This is a genomic window from Longilinea arvoryzae (assembly GCF_001050235.1).
Lineage (GTDB): Bacteria > Chloroflexota > Anaerolineae > Anaerolineales > Anaerolineaceae > Longilinea > Longilinea arvoryzae.
In genome coordinates, this window is the sequence record NZ_DF967972.1 from 2,369,136 (window position 1) to 2,385,420 (window position 16,285).

General features: G+C 55.5%; 13 protein-coding genes and 1 other RNA gene. 5 read left to right on the plus strand and 9 right to left on the minus strand.

The genetic code is table 11. The features are described 5' to 3' along the window. The first annotated feature begins 221 nt into the window (after positions 1-221). Complete coding sequence (locus LARV_RS10535) at positions 222-491, plus strand: hypothetical protein (protein ID WP_075073598.1); 270 nt, start codon at positions 222-224, stop codon at positions 489-491. Further along, on the plus strand, positions 484-2,784 hold the full coding sequence (locus LARV_RS10540; protein WP_075073599.1) for a DNA polymerase domain-containing protein: 2,301 nt from the start codon (positions 484-486) through the stop codon (positions 2,782-2,784). Before LARV_RS10535 ends, LARV_RS10540 begins: the two co-directional genes overlap by 8 nt. A 43-nt stretch (positions 2,785-2,827) precedes the next feature. Here the strand turns inward: LARV_RS10540 and LARV_RS10545 are convergent, their stop codons facing one another. Next, positions 2,828-3,232: a Fur family transcriptional regulator gene (locus LARV_RS10545; protein ID WP_075073600.1), complete on the minus strand. Its 405-nt coding sequence runs from the start codon at positions 3,230-3,232 to the stop codon at positions 2,828-2,830. A gap of 114 nt (positions 3,233-3,346) precedes the next feature. Between LARV_RS10545 and LARV_RS10550 the strand changes: the two genes are divergently transcribed. From LARV_RS10550 to LARV_RS10560, 3 genes are read left to right on the plus strand one after another with little or no spacing between them, the layout of a single operon-like run. Next, positions 3,347-4,324 carry an energy-coupling factor ABC transporter permease gene (locus tag LARV_RS10550; protein ID WP_201785910.1) on the plus strand — a complete coding sequence of 326 codons (978 nt, stop codon included), beginning with the start codon at positions 3,347-3,349 and terminating at the stop codon, positions 4,322-4,324. 3 nt (positions 4,325-4,327) lie between these two features. Continuing rightward, on the plus strand, positions 4,328-5,119 hold the full coding sequence (cbiQ, locus tag LARV_RS10555; RefSeq protein WP_075073601.1) for a cobalt ECF transporter T component CbiQ: 792 nt from the start codon (positions 4,328-4,330) through the stop codon (positions 5,117-5,119). 3 nt (positions 5,120-5,122) lie between these two features. Beyond that, on the plus strand, positions 5,123-5,827 hold the full coding sequence (locus LARV_RS10560; RefSeq protein ID WP_201785911.1) for an energy-coupling factor ABC transporter ATP-binding protein: 705 nt from the start codon (positions 5,123-5,125) through the stop codon (positions 5,825-5,827). 113 nt (positions 5,828-5,940) lie between these two features. Here the strand turns inward: LARV_RS10560 and LARV_RS10565 are convergent, their stop codons facing one another. The 8 genes from LARV_RS10565 to rnpB all read right to left on the minus strand — a co-directional run bounded on the left by LARV_RS10565 (position 5,941) and on the right by rnpB (position 16,178). Further along, positions 5,941-6,864, minus strand: coding sequence for a glycoside hydrolase family 130 protein (locus LARV_RS10565; protein ID WP_075073602.1), 924 nt, complete (start codon positions 6,862-6,864; stop codon positions 5,941-5,943). An 18-nt stretch (positions 6,865-6,882) separates the two neighbouring features. Further along, positions 6,883-7,488, minus strand: a complete 606-nt coding sequence (locus LARV_RS10570; RefSeq protein WP_075073603.1) for a DUF624 domain-containing protein — start codon at positions 7,486-7,488, stop codon at positions 6,883-6,885. A gap of 6 nt (positions 7,489-7,494) precedes the next feature. Beyond that, complete coding sequence (locus LARV_RS10575) at positions 7,495-8,379, minus strand: carbohydrate ABC transporter permease (protein ID WP_083522487.1); 885 nt, start codon at positions 8,377-8,379, stop codon at positions 7,495-7,497. An 11-nt stretch (positions 8,380-8,390) separates the two neighbouring features. Then, entirely contained in the window at positions 8,391-9,638 is a 1,248-nt protein-coding gene (locus tag LARV_RS10580) for a carbohydrate ABC transporter permease (RefSeq protein ID WP_083522488.1), read from the minus strand. Between the two features lie 98 nt (positions 9,639-9,736). After that, positions 9,737-11,095, minus strand: a complete 1,359-nt coding sequence (locus LARV_RS10585) for an ABC transporter substrate-binding protein (RefSeq protein WP_075073604.1) — start codon at positions 11,093-11,095, stop codon at positions 9,737-9,739. A 126-nt stretch (positions 11,096-11,221) separates the two neighbouring features. Further along, positions 11,222-14,068 carry a beta-phosphoglucomutase gene (gene pgmB / locus LARV_RS10590; RefSeq protein WP_201785912.1) on the minus strand — a complete coding sequence of 949 codons (2,847 nt, stop codon included), beginning with the start codon at positions 14,066-14,068 and terminating at the stop codon, positions 11,222-11,224. 61 nt (positions 14,069-14,129) lie between these two features. Next, complete coding sequence (locus LARV_RS10595) at positions 14,130-15,173, minus strand: LacI family DNA-binding transcriptional regulator (protein ID WP_075073606.1); 1,044 nt, start codon at positions 15,171-15,173, stop codon at positions 14,130-14,132. Positions 15,174-15,765: 592 nt separating this feature from the next. Next, an RNA gene (rnpB, locus tag LARV_RS10600) (RNase P RNA component class A) lies at positions 15,766-16,178 on the minus strand. Positions 16,179-16,285 lie beyond the last annotated feature (107 nt).

Here is a 16,285-nt window from a genome sequence, read left to right on the forward strand (position 1 = left end):
TTGTGGGAGGGATCACCACGGAGACACGGAGATCACGGAGAAGATGAGGGAAAGAAGAGGAGACAACCCCAGAGAATGACTATGGAAAAGACAAAGAAGCGAATGGAAAATTCGTGAAGTTTTCCAGACCCTTTTCGGAGGATCGGATCAAAGTACTCTTCTCAAATCTTAAGAATTCTTCTCCGTGTCTCTGTGGTGAAAATTCTTAATCGGGAGCCTTTATGGGACGCACACTACCATCCATCACTCAAAGCCTGAACGAAGAGCAGGCAGCTTATAACCGCTTCCGGCGCGCGCTGCGGCGTTCCGACCAACTCGCGCTCGACGAACTGTTCGTCGCGGCGCGGCAGCACCTGGCCGCGGCCGCCTATTCGGCCAATCTGCTGCCCATGGAAACATTCCTGCTGGCCATGCTGCTGGAGGAGCACAAAGAAACCGTCCGCCTGCGCGCCGAGGTGGAGCGTTTGCAAAGCCGGGTCGAGGATGGATGAGATTACCGGCTGGCTGCTGGATCTGTACGAGGACGGCGAGCGCGGGCTGGCGCTGTGGTTCATCGCCGAGGACGGCCGGCGGCTGTGCCTGCACCAGGCTTTTCCGCTGCACTTTTATGCCGCTGGGCCCGCGCCGCGCCTGCGCGAAGCCTGGCAGTGGCTTGGACAACGGCCTGACCCGCCCAAACTGGCGCGCGAATCCCGGCGCGATCTGTTCCAACCCCAGCCTATCCCCGTGCTGGCGGTCGAAGCACGCCATCCGGCCGAACAGCGCGCCCTGTTCGCCGAACTGGAGCGTGCCTTTCCGGACCTGACCTATTATGACGCCGATGTGCAGGTCCAGATCCGGCATGCCGCGCGCTACGGCTCATTTTCGCTGGCCCATTGCCGGGTCAGCGTCGACGCGCAGCTCAACGTGCATGCCTTTCAGACGCTGGATTCACGCTGGGACCTCGACCCGGAACCGCCGCCGCTGACCGTGCTGGAGATCAACGTGCCGGGCGAGTCACCGCTGCACGAGAACCCGGTCCGCTTCGAGCTGCGCTGCGGCGCGTGGAAGAGGGCCTATGAACTGGTGGAGGGCAGCGCGCCGGCCTACTGGCTCAAGGCGGCGTTGGGCAGGTTCGACCCCGATATCCTTATCACCGATTACGGCGACACCTGGCTGCTCGAGAACCTGCTGGCGCGCGTCAAGGATCCGGCCGCGGAACTGCCGCTCAGCCGCGATCCGGCGCGCACCATTCACACCATCCGCGAAAAGACCTACTTCTCGTACGGCCAGGTGGTCTACCGCGGGCAGCAGGTGCACCTGTTCGGGCGCATCCACATCGATCGCAAGAATGCCATGATGTGGGGCGATTACGGCATGGAGGGCATCCTGGAAAACGCGCGCGTGACGGCGCTGCCGATTCAAACCGCGGCGCGCGTATCGCCGGGCTCGGGCATTTCGTGCATGCAGATGATCACCGCGCTGCGCGGCGATATCCTGGTCCCCTGGCACAAACAGCAGGTCGAGCAGCCCCGTCCACTGATCGATATGATCCACGCTGATTTTGGCGGCCTGGTCTACCAGCCCACCGTCGGGCTGCACCGCGATGTGGCGGCGCTCGATTTCGTCTCGCTCTACCCGGCGGTGATGGTGCGCTGCAATATCTCGCCCGAGAAGACCGCTCTGTCGCTCTCCGATCCGCCGCCGGACGACCCCGGGCTGGTACCGCAAACCCTGGCGCCGCTGCTGAAAAAGCGCGTGCTGCTCAAGCAGCGCCTGCCGGGACTGCCCGCCTGGGACCCGCGCCGCAAATGGTATAAAGCGCGCACTTCGGCCCACAAATGGCTGCTGGTGGTGTGCTTTGGTTACCTGGGCTACAAGAACGCCCGCTTCGGGCTGATCGGTTCGCATGAGGCTGTCACCGCCGGCGGGCGCGAGGCGCTGATGCGCGCCAAGGAAGCCGCCGAAGACGCCGGCTTTGCGATCCTGCACCTGTTCGTGGACGCGCTGTGGGTTCAGCGCAAGGATTGCACGCGCCCGGAGGATTTTCAGGCGCTGCAGGATGAAATCACCCGCCGCACCGGCCTGCCGATCGCCCTGGACGGCGTCTATCGCTGGGTGGTCTTCCTGCCCTCGCGGGCCGATAGCCGCATTCCGGTGGGCAACCGCTATTTTGGCGCCTTCCAGGATGGCGCCATCAAGGTGCGCGGGCTGGACGCGCGCCGGCGCGATACCGCGCCCTGGGTGGCGAATACGCAGATGGCGCTGATCGAATATCTGGCGCGCGCGCCGGACGCCGACTGCCTGCCGGATTACCTGCCCGGGGCGCTGGCTTTGCTGCGCCGGGCGCTGCAGCGCTTGAACGCCGGCCGGGTGCGTCCCGAAGATCTGCTGACCGCGCAGCGCCTCAGCCGCCCGCCCGAAAAATACACCACGCTCTCGCCTTCGGCGCGCGCGGCCCTGCAATTGCGCGCCGCCGGAAAAGAACCTCAGGCCGGGCAGCGCATCCGTTTGCTCTATGTATATGGGAAACCGGGCGTATGGGCCTGGGATCGACCGGAAGCGTTCGACGCGCGCCGGATCGACCTGCGCGTCTACCGCAAGTTGATGTTGCGCGCCGCCGCAGACGTCTTTCAGCCGTTTGGGATCCGTCCGGAAGAACTGGCCATGCTGGTGGAAGGGGATTTCGTCCAGCCGCCGTTATCGGCTGCCCGGGCCGGCCGGAAAATCGAAGCCCTTCGGGGTTTGGAAAGCCTGCCGGTTGTGAAAGAGGCCGTTCAATGGATTGAAAAGTCTGCGGTGTGAAATCGACTCGAAAAAGAATCTTCGGTATCTGAATTTGCCGGGGTTAGTTATTCTCGCTGTTCTTTTCGCCGTTCTTCCGGCATTCTTCGCAAATACCGAAGAGGATCAGGTGGTTGGTGAGAATATCGAAGTGATTCTGGTTCTGAATGGTCGTAAAAAAATTCTTGACTTCTGCGTTCGAAAGCGTCATCACCCGGCCGCAATTCTGGCATACCAGATGGTGATGGATTTCACCCGAAACCAACTCGTAAACCGCCGAACCGGTCCCCATATCCGAAACGGAGACTTTGCCGTTGCGGGTGAGGCGTTCCAGGGCGCGGTAGACGGTGGATGGATTGACGGCCGGCAGGCGCGAACGGATTTCTTCATACACCTGGGATGAGGTCAGGTGGGCGTGCTCGGTGGCCAGTACCTGGACGATGGCTTGATCGACTGAAGAAGAGCGCATAAATTCTCCAATATTCAAATTATAACGCAAACATTTGCATTTGCCATTGTATGCATTATAATAGTTCTGGGCATTGTGTCCATTCTATCACGATCGTTGATTTGGAGGTCTCGGATGTTGCTGGCCCCGTTTCTAACACCTCACCCAATGCATATTCCGGACGGCTTTCTATCGGTGGCCGTTTCGATCGCCTTCTGGGTTGTCTCTGCAATTGTGATCGGAATTGCTTTACGCAAGACCAACCAGACGCTTGGCGAACGCCAGGTCCCGTTGATGGGCGTGCTGGCGGCGGCTATTTTTGCCGGCCAGATGTTGAACTTCAGCGTCACTGGCGGCACCTCGGGTCATTTGTTGGGCGCCGCCATTGCGACCATCCTGCTCGGCCCCTGGCCGGCGGTACTGGTCATGACCTCGGTCGTCTCGGTCCAGGCATTATTGTTCCAGGATGGCGGCATTCTGGCGCTGGGGGCCAATATCTTCAACATGGCCGTGGTCGGCGTCTTTGTATCCTACGCGGTCTACACCTTGCTTACCCGGTTATTCAAGAAGCAGGCGTGGGGAATCATTGCGGCTGGGTTTGCGGCCGCCTGGAGTTCGATCTTTATCGCGTCTCTATCCTGTGCGCTGCAGTTGGCGTTATCCGGCACATCGCCGGCGAATATCGCAGTCCCCGCCATGGGCGCGATTCATGCTTTGATCGGAATTGGCGAGGGGCTGATCACGACCGGAGCGCTGGCTTTCCTTTTCGCCGCTCGCAAGGATTTGCTCCACATTGGGGAAGCAAACCCATCCGGTAATCAAGGGATTCTGATTGGCGGAATTTCGATTGCTCTGGTACTGGCGGTTCTCTCCCCGCTGGCTTCGAGCCATCCGGATGGTCTGGAATGGGTGGCCGAGCAGCGTGGTTTTTTGGATGTGGCCAGGAATGCTCTGTATCATATCATTCCGGATTACACGATGCCGGGCATCTCCAATCCTGCATTGGCCACGATCCTTGCCGGCATCCTGGGTGTTAGCATTGTGTTTGGCGTGGCCTACGGCATCGCCCGCGCGGAAAAACATGTAAAAGCTCAGACAGACAGCCAGAGGTAAGGCTTGCGGGAACTCTACGAACCCAATCGCAGTTCCATTCACCAATTGGATGCAAGGGTGAAGGTAATCTTCACCCTTGCGTTGATCATCGCCCTGAATCTGACACCCCCGGGCGCCTGGCCGGCGTATATCCTATTCCTGACACTGACGCTTTCGCTGGCGGTCTATTCTCGATTGGGCGTGCAGTTTGTACTGAAACGCGCATTGCTGGCCGCGCCGTTTGCGCTGGCGGCCATTCCGCTGATCTTCACCGGGCCCGCGCCGGTGGTACCCTGGTCCATTACGCCGGACCTTCGAATCCTCTACAGTCCGGCCGGTGGGGTGCGATTTGCCAGTATTGCCATCAAGTCCTGGATTTCGGTCCAGGCGGCTGTTCTGTTGGCGGCCACGACCCGCTTCCCGGACCTGTTGGCCGCGTTACAACAATTGCGCGTTCCAAAGATCTTCGTCGCCATCATCGGGTTGATGTGGCGGTATCTCTTTATCATCGTCGAAGAGGTCAACCGCACGCTGCGCGCGCGCCGCAGCCGGAGCGCCAACGCACCGATGCCACACCGCAGCGGCGGGCCTTTGCTCTGGCGGGCGCGGGTGACCGGGAACATGGCCGGCAGTCTCTTCCTGCGCTCGATCGAACGCAGCGATCGGGTTTACGCCGCCATGCTTTCGCGGGGTTACAACGGCGAATTGCCGCCCGCTGAGGCGCGGACCCTTTCGGCAAGAGACCGGGCACTGCTTCTGACAGGAATTTTTGGGCTGATGATTCTATGGCTGTTGGGTTTATTGACCGGAGGTTAAGGCTTGGAGCCGATCATTGAAATCAAGGACCTCTCGTATGCCTACCCGGATGGGAAACAGGCTCTTAAGGATATTTCGCTAACCGTCCAATCAGGTGAGAAGATTGCCCTGGTGGGACCGAATGGCGCTGGAAAATCGACCCTGCTTTACCACCTCAACGGCATCTTTACCGGTCAGGGAAAGATCTATCTGGGCGGGATGGAACTGAACAAACAAAACCTGGGAGCCATTCGCGCCTTTGTGGGCCTGGTTTTTCAAAACCCGGATGACCAGCTTTTTTCGACAACGGTTTTCGAGGATGTGGCCTACGGGCCGATCTATCAGGGTATGGATCCGGCGACGGTGCAATCCAGGGTCGAAGAGGCTTTGAAGGCCGTTCACATGGAAGGTTATGCCCGGCGAAACCCGTATCACCTGAGCGGCGGCGAAAAGAAGCGCATCGCCATCGCAACGGTTTTGTCCATGCAGCCGCAGGTGTTGGTATTCGATGAGCCGACTTCCGGGTTGGACCCGCGCGCCCGCCGAGAATTGATCGAGCTGCTGCAGGAACTGCCGCAAACCCTGTTAATCGCCACCCACGATTTGAGCATGGTCCGAATCCTGACCCCCCGAACCGTGATTTTAAACCAGGGCAGCATCGTGGCGGATGGGCCAACAGAAGAAATACTGAGGGATGAAGAGCTATTGTTCGTGAACGGATTGCGGTAAGTCAGGTCGTCCCCTACCTTACCCAGCCGTAAAGGTCGACCATCTGTCCCCAAGTGGAGAGTGGGTCGACCCTTACAGGTTGGTGCTGCTTTCTTCTCAGAGTCAGATAGGGATTACCTGGCCGTCAATACGTAGTCCAAAAGGTCGGATAAGGCGCAGGTCGCCAGGCCGATGACGTGATCGGCGCCGCCGTAGTAGACATAGACCGTTCCATCCAGCACCGGATTGGCGCAGGAAAATACCACGTTGGGTACATCTCCGCGTAATTCCCACAGCTCGCGCGGCTCGAAGATCGGGTCAGCGGGCCGGCGGATCACACGGGTGGGATCCTCGAGGTCCAGCAGGACCGCGCCGATCCGGTAGATATGCTCGGGGGTGTAGCCGTGGTTGAGGACCAGCCAGCCTGCACTGGTTTCGATGGGCACGCCGTTGTTCCCCACGCTCTGACTGTCCCAGGCGCTCTCAGCGCGCGGACCATAGATGGGCGCCATGTCCTGTTCCTTCCAATGGAGCATGTCCTCCGAGTAGGCCAGCCATACCTTCGGATGCCGGCGGTGCAGGGCGGCAAATTTCCCCTTGATCTGGCGCGGGAAAAGGACGTGATCCTTGTTGTCTTCGCCGGTGACGATCGGGCCCAGCCGTTCCCAGGTGATCAGATTCGAGCTGCGCGCGATCATGGGTTGAATGCCCCCGCCGGAATGGGTGGGTTTAACGTCTATTGGAACCGAACTGCCGTAAGCCGTGTAGGTCATGTAGAATACGCCGTCAATTTCCACCACCCGCGGATCTTCGATACCGCGCGAATCGGTCATGTCGTGCGGTTCGAGGACCGGACGGCGCAGACGATTCCATTGGATTCCATCCGCGCTGACAGCATAACCGATGCGGCTGATCCAATCCAGCCCCTGAGCCCGGTAAAGCATATGCCAGAGATGGTTGTGATAGACGACGGCCGGGTTGAACACGTTATACGTTTCCCAATCCGATGTCGTATCCGGAAGCAGGATTGGATATGTCGAGTAGCGAGTAAGTTCCATGAGTTCTCCACGAAGGATTTATTGCGTTTGAATCTGGCCAAGAACGGCCCGGTTGCCCACCAGCGCAACGAAAATTCCACCCAGGGCAACGCTCAGCATGAAGGCGATGATCCCCAGGCTCAAGGTGAGGATGAGCAGGATCAACAGCGTAAAGCAGAAGATCGGATTTTTTCCGATCAGAACCACACTGTTTCGCAACGCTTTGAAAACGGCCGGTTCTTCCTGCTCGAGCATAAAGGGAAGGGCAAAGATCTGGATCAGGAGCCAGAAAGCAAGCAGCGTAAAATAAAGGCCCCTGAAAAATAAACCCGCGCTGGTCGGATTTTGCGACCGGGTCAGGTAGATGTCGCCGGCCAGGATTGCCAGGACGATCAGGTTCACAATTCCCCAGCGCCATCCGGCCTTCCAGTAGCGCGGAATGGCTTTGAAAAAGTCGGTTACGTAGATTGCCTCACCCCGGACGGATTGATTCGCGTAGTAATACAGCGCCAGGGTGGCCGGCGGGCCGGGTATGATCAAGACACATGCAAAGAGCCAGACGATATTGCAGACCAGTGCAGACCACAAATCCAGCCAGGTATCCCGTAAAGAAGTTGTGATGACTTTAAAGGCAGACTGCTTCACGCAACTCTAGCCTTTCAACCCTGTGTAAGCGACTCCTTCGATATAGTACTTGCTAAAAATGAAGAAGAGGATCAAGACTGGAATGGCGTTGAACATTGCTCCCACCAGGGTCAGGTTCCACTGGGCTTTATAGGATTGCTGGAAAATACTGAGCGCGACATTTAATACCATTTTGTCTGCTGAGTTAAGGTACAAAAGTGGGGCTAAAAAGTTATTCCACATTCCCTGGAATTGCAGGATTAATACCGTGAGTAGCGCTGGCCGCGCCAGCGGCAGGACCACGTCTTTATATATCTGCATATGGCTGGCGCCGTCCATATACGCTGCGTCCTCCAGTTCTTGAGGAATGGCCCTAAAGAATTGCGTCAGCATGAAAATTCCACCAGCACTGACCGCGCCTGGAATAATCAAAGAAAAGAATGAATTGATCAACCTCAATTTTGACATCAAGACATAGGAGGGAATTAAAGTAACCGCTCCCGGGATCATCATTGTAGCCAGCATGAAGTTGAATATAAAATTGCGGCCCGGAAACTTCATTCTGGCAAAGGCATAGGCAGCCATGGAACAAAAAATGGCTTCCAGGACGGCCACGGTGACAGAGAGAAAAGCGGTGTTGAACAGCCAACGCGGGAAGGTACCGCCATTGCCAATATCTGTATTCCAGACTTTTGCCCAGTTATCCCAATGCCACACTGCGGGAAAGAACGAAGGAGGATATGCGCTGATTTCTGCGTCGGTTTTAGCAGTACCCAAAAAGGCAAGAATAAACGGGGTGAACATGACCAGGCCAATGGCGATGATCAGCAGATAACGCATTACCAATCCGATGTAATGCATTGCCGGTTTACCTTTATGGTATTTTTGGATTGCGAGCGCTTGTTCTGTCACTGCGGCACCTCCTAATATTGCTCTGTTCCACGTTCAAGAAGATTGCGTTGGACATAGGTAATCGCGAAGATGATCACAGCCAAAATAAAAGCCAACGCGGATGCGTATCCCATACGAATGGGACCCTGTGTACCCATAGCCTCGCGATAGACGAGATAGACCGGTGTCAGGGAAGTACCCAATGGACCGCCAGAAGTGGCCAAATAGACCTGGTCAAACACCTGGAGCGTTCCAATTGTGCCCAAAACAACCACCATTAATATGATTGGCCGGAGCAATGGAATGGTTATTTTTGTGAATTGCTGCCATTTGGACGCGCCATCAATTGCGGCGGCTTCGAATAAAGTGGGATTGATGTCTTGCATGGCTGCCAGGAACATGATCATAAACGTTGGGGCAGTGGTGAAAATATTCTGAAACATAATGGCCATCCAGGCTATACTGGGTCCTCTCAAGTACCACAGCTTGGAGGGAATGTCACCACCGAAAGCATTAGCGATAAGTTGGATTAGGCCTCGCGGGTCGCCTAGCCAGAGAATACTTACCCATTTGACACCAAACAACCCCAGGAATTTATCGAAGAAGAAGTTAATGTAACCGATCTTTAGATAAAGCCATATAAAGATCAAGGTGATGACAACGGATGAGGTCACGCTTGGGGCATAAAAAACGGTGCGAAAGAACTGGCGAAATTTGATCGGAGTATTAAGCAAGGCCGCCAGTAAAACGGCAATAATCGTCTGCAAGGGAACCACAATCAGGGCGTACCAGATGACATTATAAAGAGACTGGATAAAATCCTTCTGGGTTGGGTCGACAAACCCATTAAAGGCCTTTTTATAATTAGCTAATCCCACCCATTGAGGAGAGGTAAAAATATCATAATTGTTGAAAGAGATATAGAATGCGAAGAGGACCACACCGACCGTAAAGGTCAGTGTTATTAGCAGGTAGGGAGCCAGAAATCCATAGGCTGCAAGCGTTGTTGTGCGTTTTTGTCGATTGGGCCACACCTTGTAAATCATGCGGCCGAAGACATAGGCCAGGGCAATGGCACCGACAGCCACGACGCCCAAGAATGGCAGGGCAGTCCGCTTGACCTCAGCCAAGTATGTCTGGGGTGAAGCCATGACTTTGGGTCCGCCCATGGTCGGTGCGTTCATCAACGCGATGATCATGATGATAATGAAAACGGAAAGCGATGTAACAATTGCAGCAAGAGTATTGTGGGTGCGGACCGAATTATTATTGCTTTCCATATCGGCTCCCTTTGTTACAAAATCGATCTATTTTATTATTATCCTCCTTCTTTCCCCAAAAGGAAAGAAGGAGGATATGCTAATTTAGAACCCTGGGTTTATTTGCCGTCAAGCGCAGCCTGAGCCTCAGTCTGTGCCTGTGCGATCGATTCGTCAACGGTCTGATCGCCAAGGAAGATGCGGTCTAAAGCCTTGGAAACTGCATCATTGACCTTGCCGGTGTACGGACCCCAGTAAGCGACGCGGGTATCGGGCAATAAACCGCCAGCGGCAATTGCCTGGTCGTTTACATCCACGATGAGATTTGCCTGATCGGGATGCGTGCTGTAAGCGAAACCGGTCTTCACAATCTCACCCTGGTTGGCTTCGCCGGTCAGGAAGATGGCGAAGGCAGCCGAAGCGATCGGGTATTTGGTGGAGGCATTCACACCGATACCGTTGGTGAAGATGACATCCGCGCGGGTCTTGGGGCCGCTGGGGATTTCGACGGCTTTCCACGCGACATCCGGGAAGGTGGTCTTCATGGTGTTGACCATCCAGCCGCCTTCGGTGGTCATGCCGACCAGCTGCTTGCCGATGGCTTCACCGCACCAGCTCGCGCCGATATCTGCCGGGCGAACAAGGGATTTCTCCTTGAACATGTCGGCTACGAACGTGGCCATGGTCTTGACTTCGGGCGTATCGAGTGTGGCGGTCTTGTTGTCACTACTGGCGAACGCGCCGCCATTGGAGAAAGCGAAGGGAGCGAAACGAGCCCAGTCAGCGCCCATGCAGAAGCCGGCATATTTGCCGGTGGCAGCGATCTTCTGAGCGGCCGTGCGCATATCATCCCAGGTCCAATTTGCGGTCGGTTCGGGGATGCCAGCTTCCTTGAAGGCAGCCGGAATGTAAACCAGGCCGAGGGTGCCCCAGTCTTTAGGCAGGGCATAGGTCTTGCCGTCGGCGGTGAAGATGGTGAGCAGAGCCGGGATGAAGCCGTCGCGCGAAACGCCAGCCTGTTTCATGTAATCATCCAGCGCAAGCAATTGGCCGGACGGCTGGAAGGCGGTCATCAGCTGATCGTCGACGTAGAAGACATCCGGGGCCGTGCCGCCAGCCATCATGGCCTTGAGTTTGTCCTGGAATTTATCGGGGATGGGCTGATAATCAACCGAAATGCCCGGGCAGACATCCTTGAAACGCGCGATGGAATCGGTGTAGATCTTCTGTTCCGAGGTATCGCCCCAGCCGGAGAATACGATCTTGGCGCCGTCTTCGGCGGGCAGCGGGCAGGTGGATTTCGGAGCTTCCGTTGTCGCTGCCACTTTGGTCGGAGCAGCGGTCGCTGGAGCGGTGGTTGGAACGGCTGCAGGAGGTTGGGTTGCAGGTGCAGCAGTGGTCGCAGCGGTTCCGCATGCGGCAAGAAGCATCGTTATGGCAATCAGGCAACTTAGCATGCCAAAAGTTTTGGCTTTCATCGTCATTCCTCCAATATTCGAATTTGAAACGACAGGTTTTTGTAAAACCGAAAACCCTTCAACTTACCCCAATTTTTTCCAGTCCATCACCTCCTTTGGATGTTTTTCCACCAAAACCGGATGGTTTCAATCCTTTTTCATACCGGATAAACGATCGAGCAGATCCGTAACGCTAATCTCGTTCAAACCCGGATAGACCCAATGGGCGTTTTTCAAGCGTTCATGGGGTCCGATCCCAATGGCCCACATTCCCCCGGCGCGCGCAGCTTCGATCCCGGCGGCCGCATCTTCGAACACGGCGCAGTATTCGGCCGAGACGCCCAGCAAACCGGCCACGTGCAGGAACAAATCGGGAGCCGGCTTTTGATGGACGACGCTCGCGCCATCCGCGATCGCATCGAACAGGCTGGCGATTCCCAATTTCTCCACCACCAGCAGAGCATTCCTGCTCGCGGATCCGAGGCCAATTTTGATGCCGGCTGTTTTCAGACTGTCCAATAGACTTCGGGCGCCAGGCAGTAAGTCGCGTTTGGTCAACAGAGAGATGGATTCGACGTAATATTGATTCTTACGTTCCATCATCTCCTGTAATTTTTCCTCGCTCACCTTTCGGCCCTTCAATATCCGTAATAATGATTCCCGGCGCGGAATGCCGCGCAGAAACTCGTTATCCGCCCGGGTAAAGGGAATGCCGGCTTCATCCGCCAGGCGTTTCCAGGCCCGGTAATGCAATTCCGAGGTGTCGGTGAGTACGCCATCCAGATCGAATATGGCGCCCTGTACCGGCAGGACTGCGTTACGATTGGCCTTCCCCTCCGGCCGGATGTCAAACTCGTATTTCTTGCCTTTGATGAGGATATTGAATTGCACCCGCTTCCATTTGGGGGGTAATTTCGGGTGGACGAGCGGCCCATCCGGCGTCATCTCGAGGCCGCAAAAGCCAAAAATCACCGCCTGCCACAAACCACCCTGCGTGGCGATGTGAATTCCATCTCCCGAATTGCCGCGCACGTCAACGAGGTCGGTTTTGGCGGATAATCGGAACAGGTCATAGGCAGTCTTCACGTCGCCCACGCGGGTGGCCAGGATGGCCTGAATGGGCGGCCCAAGAGAGGACCCATAGGACGAGTCGGTGACGGGGGTATAAAACGCAAAATTACGTTCGAGGATTTCTTTTGAGGTGTTTGCATTCATCAAATAGAGCAGCATCAAGACGTCAGGTTGTTTCAGGATCTGAAATTCCTGTGTCTTTTCGATGCCCAGGATGGCCTGCATCGATTCGGTTCGCGGTTCGAATGTGGCGAGGTCGACTCGCTGGCGTTTGAAGAAACCCTCGAATTGCTCGTACAATCCGGTTTGCGGGTCAAATCCCAGATAGAGATGATCGATGACGTGACGCCAATGGTCGAGTTTAGGGGGCGTCAATTCAAGGCGTTGTTCCAGTTCGTCTGCCTTGGCCGGCGAATCCTTTTTCAGCCATTCCAGGATTTCGAGGCCAAATTGAATATTCCAGCGCGCCATATTGTTCGTATAGGCATTGTTATCGATGCGGTCGTGGTATTCGTCCGGCCCGATGACATTGTTGATGTGATAGCGATTTGAGGGTTCGTCCCATTCGGCGCGAGAATTCCAGAAGCGCGCGGTTTCAAGAATGATCTCTGCCCCAAAATTGCGCATAAAATCGTTGTCGCCGGTAACGCGCCAATATTGTTGGATGGCGAACGCGATATCTGAGGTGATGTGATGCTCGATATCGCCGCACCAGATGCGTACCAGATTACCGTCGCGCAACGGAACCCAGCGCGGGGTGTTTTCCTCGCCGGTCGCGGCGCTTTCCCAGGCGAATTGGGCTCCTTCATAATTATTGGAGTTTGCCTTGTTGCGCGCTGCCGGGAGCGTGAAGTATCGATACATCAACAGGCGCCTGGCAATTTTTGGCTGTGTGTAGGTAAAGAAGGGCAGCATGAAGACTTCGGTATCCCAGAAGACGTGGCCTTTATAGCCAAATCCGCTCAATGATTTGGCCGGGATGCTGACATGCTCGTTCTTGCGTGGGGCAGCGATCAACAATTGGTAGATCGCATATCGCACAGCGCGATCCGCTTCATCATCACCCTGGATGGAGATGTTGCTGGCATTCCATTCCTTTTGCCATTCGGCGCTGGATTGCGCCAACAGGGCGGTATACCCCAGTTCTTTGGCGCGCTGCAGGCTGGCGATGGCGGATTTCTTGGGGTGAGAAGCGTCCAGCGATGTGTAAATGGCGACGATTTTCTCGATTTCCGCTTCCTGCCCCGGCTCCAGATGCACCTTTTCGACTTTGAACGGGTTCATCCGGCTGTCGCAGAATTCGGATGTGCTGGATTTCCCACGCGTCAGGTTCAGGCTAAAGGCTTCGACCAGCGTGTGGTGAGTCTTGCGGGTTTCCACCTGCAGGTAGGCTGAACTGGCATCGATTTTCCCCTGTTCGATCCATTCCAGGTGGAGAAATCCTTCATTGTCTGCATAACCGGACAGTCCGCTGTGGAATTCGATATCTCCGCTGAAATCAATCGATTTAACCTGGCAGCGTAAAGCCACGATGTGTTCGTCGGCCAGGCTGGTAAAGCGTTGAAACTCGAGCGCCAGGTGCCCACCGGCGGCAACTTCCCAGTGCAGCGTCCGGGTCAGCTCGCCGTTATGCAGGTTCAGGTCGCGGAAGTAATCGGTGACGACAGCGTTCTTCAGGTTCAGACGCTCTCCATTGGCAGTGATCTGCAGATCCAGCCAATTGGGTGTATTGGCCAGTTCGGTAAAAACAATGGGAATATCGTCGAAAAAGCCGTTGATGAGCGTTGCCGGTTGGTCGCCGGGATAACCTTCTTCGAAGGTCCCACGTGTACCTAAATACCCATTTCCGATGGTGTAGACGGTTTCGAGCGAGCGGTTATTTTTATTATTAAATTGTGTTTCGAAAATATGCCAGTTATCCATCATGCGTTCCAAGCTTTCTTAACAGCATCGGGCATGGATTGATCCGATAAATGGACTTCTTTCAAACCGAATAAGCAGGATAAGAACTCGACTCGCGCACGACAAGTGAGGGTTCCAATAAGACGGATTGATTTTGCGGTGGGGCGTCGTTCAGGATCCCCTGGAGCATTTCGGCAGCGACGCGACCGACTTCCCAGATCGGCTGCTGAACGCTGGATAGACCGGGAATCATGTATTGCATGGGCGGCGAATCGTCGAATCCGGTGATAGCCAACTCGGGACCAACGCGAACTCCCAGTTTGAGGGCCGCGTTCATGACGCCAATCGCCATGACATCGCTGAAGGTGATAATGGCGGTGGGCCGGCTGGCGAGCGGAGCCTGCAACCATTTGAGGGCGTTCTGGTAGGCGAAGGCAAAATCGCCTTCACCCAGCGCGATCCAGCCGGATGGAACGACGATCCCGGCCGCATTCAGCGCTTCCATGCAGCCCTTCATACGATTCTTGCCCACACTGGTGGATTTCGTTTCTGACCAGTTGATCAGGGCAATTCGCCGGTGGCCCTTTGACACCAGTTGCTCGACTACTTTGCGCATTCCCACGGCGCCATCCACATCGACATAGGGAAATTCCCATTCCGGATTGGCGCGGCCAAAGCCGACGAACGGAAAGCTCTGCTCCAGAAGGAAGGGAATGCGGGCATCGTTCATTTCAATACTGGACAGGATAAAACCATCCACGCGGTTGGTCTCGATCAGGTCGCGATAGGAATTTACCCACGCGCTGCCCGGTTTATAGGGAAACATCAGGATGTGATATCCGACCGCTTCCGAGTAATAGCAGATGCTTTCCATAAATTGGGTGTAGATCTGGTTGGACTGCTCCGGGGGGGTGGGCTCCCAGGAGAAACCAATCATCCGGCTGCGTTGAGAGCGTAAGCTGCGCGCAATCAAATTGGGACGGTAACCCAATTCCGCGGCGGCCTTACGAATGCGCTCCTCAGTGGCCGTCGAAACCTTGACCTGATGGTTCAAGACTTTCGAAACGGTCTGGTAACTGATTCCCGCAGCTGCAGCGACTTCCTTGATCGTAACGTGTTTGGACATGGGGCTTTTCCAGGGAGATTTATTTTAATGCGAACGTTCGCACGAACGTTCGCATTGAGTATAGCACGATCAATATTCGGTTTCAATAGGCTTTTCTATCAATATGGGAAGGACTTTATATGAAAAAATAAAACAAAAACGCGAGATTCTTAAGATTTATTAAAGGAACGATCCGGCGGGAGTGAAGAAATCAAGCCGTTAAATCTCGGAAAAGGGTTCATTCATCCAACCCAATCCACAATTTTTGAATTTAGAAATATGAAGAAAATACAGGTTGACCGATATGCCGCACCAGCATCTCAATGGTGTTCTGTCTGATTTTATAGATAGTGCCTCAGGTTGACCGATATGCTGCGCCAGCACCTCGATGGTGTTCTGTCTGGTTATTATAAATAGTGCCTCAGGTTGACCGATATGCCGCGCCAGCACCTCGATGGTGTTCTGTCTGATTTTATAAATAGTGCCTCAGGTTGACCGATATGCCGCGCCTGCACCTCGATGGTGTTCTGTCTGATTTTATAAATAGTGCCTCAGGTTGACCGATATGCCGCGCCAGCACCTCGATGGTGTTCTGTCTGATTTTATAAATAGTGCCTCAGGCTGATCTATAAGCCGCGTTCTGTCCGGCGACTGGGTCTCCTCCGAAGAGGACGCACGCACCCGCCTGGGCAGCCATCTCTCTAGACGGACTGTTGCCAGCCCGTTCATGCAGCCTACCCGGAACTTCCACCCTCCCGGGTATTTCTACCCGGAAACGTGTCGAGACGAGCAGTCTCCCGTCCCTGCTTGGCCTTGCTCCCGATGAGGGTTGCCTGGCCGCTGCATTACGGCAGCGCCGGTGGTCTTTTACACCGCCATTTCACCCTTACCCCTTGCGGGGCGGTATGTTTCTGTGGCCCGATCTGGCAGGTTACCCCGCCCCGGGTGTTACCCGACATCGTGCTCTGTGGAGCGCGGACTTTCCTCGACATCCCAATGGGACGCCGCGGCTGCCCGACCAACCTGAGGCAATTCGATCATACCCGCAATCCAACCTCACGTCAATCGAACGAATTGGAATTTGATCCGGCCTTGCGGTTCGAGAGAGCCTAGATCCAAGATTACCGCACGGT

Bases quoted from the DNA above. Each gene is read 5' to 3' on its own strand.
- LARV_RS10550 (WP_201785910.1), top strand. From the start codon at position 3,347: ATGTTGCTGGCCCCGTTTCTAACACCTCACCCAATGCATATTCCGGAC.
- LARV_RS10595 (WP_075073606.1), bottom strand. From the start codon at position 15,173: ATGTCCAAACACGTTACGATCAAGGAAGTCGCTGCAGCTGCGGGAATC.
- LARV_RS10565 (WP_075073602.1), bottom strand. From the start codon at position 6,864: ATGGAACTTACTCGCTACTCGACATATCCAATCCTGCTTCCGGATACG.
- LARV_RS10545 (WP_075073600.1), bottom strand. From the start codon at position 3,232: ATGCGCTCTTCTTCAGTCGATCAAGCCATCGTCCAGGTACTGGCCACC.
- pgmB (WP_201785912.1), bottom strand. From the start codon at position 14,068: ATGGATAACTGGCATATTTTCGAAACACAATTTAATAATAAAAATAAC.
- LARV_RS10580 (WP_083522488.1), bottom strand. From the start codon at position 9,638: ATGGAAAGCAATAATAATTCGGTCCGCACCCACAATACTCTTGCTGCA.
- LARV_RS10585 (WP_075073604.1), bottom strand. From the start codon at position 11,095: ATGAAAGCCAAAACTTTTGGCATGCTAAGTTGCCTGATTGCCATAACG.
- LARV_RS10540 (WP_075073599.1), top strand. From the start codon at position 484: ATGGATGAGATTACCGGCTGGCTGCTGGATCTGTACGAGGACGGCGAG.
- LARV_RS10535 (WP_075073598.1), top strand. From the start codon at position 222: ATGGGACGCACACTACCATCCATCACTCAAAGCCTGAACGAAGAGCAG.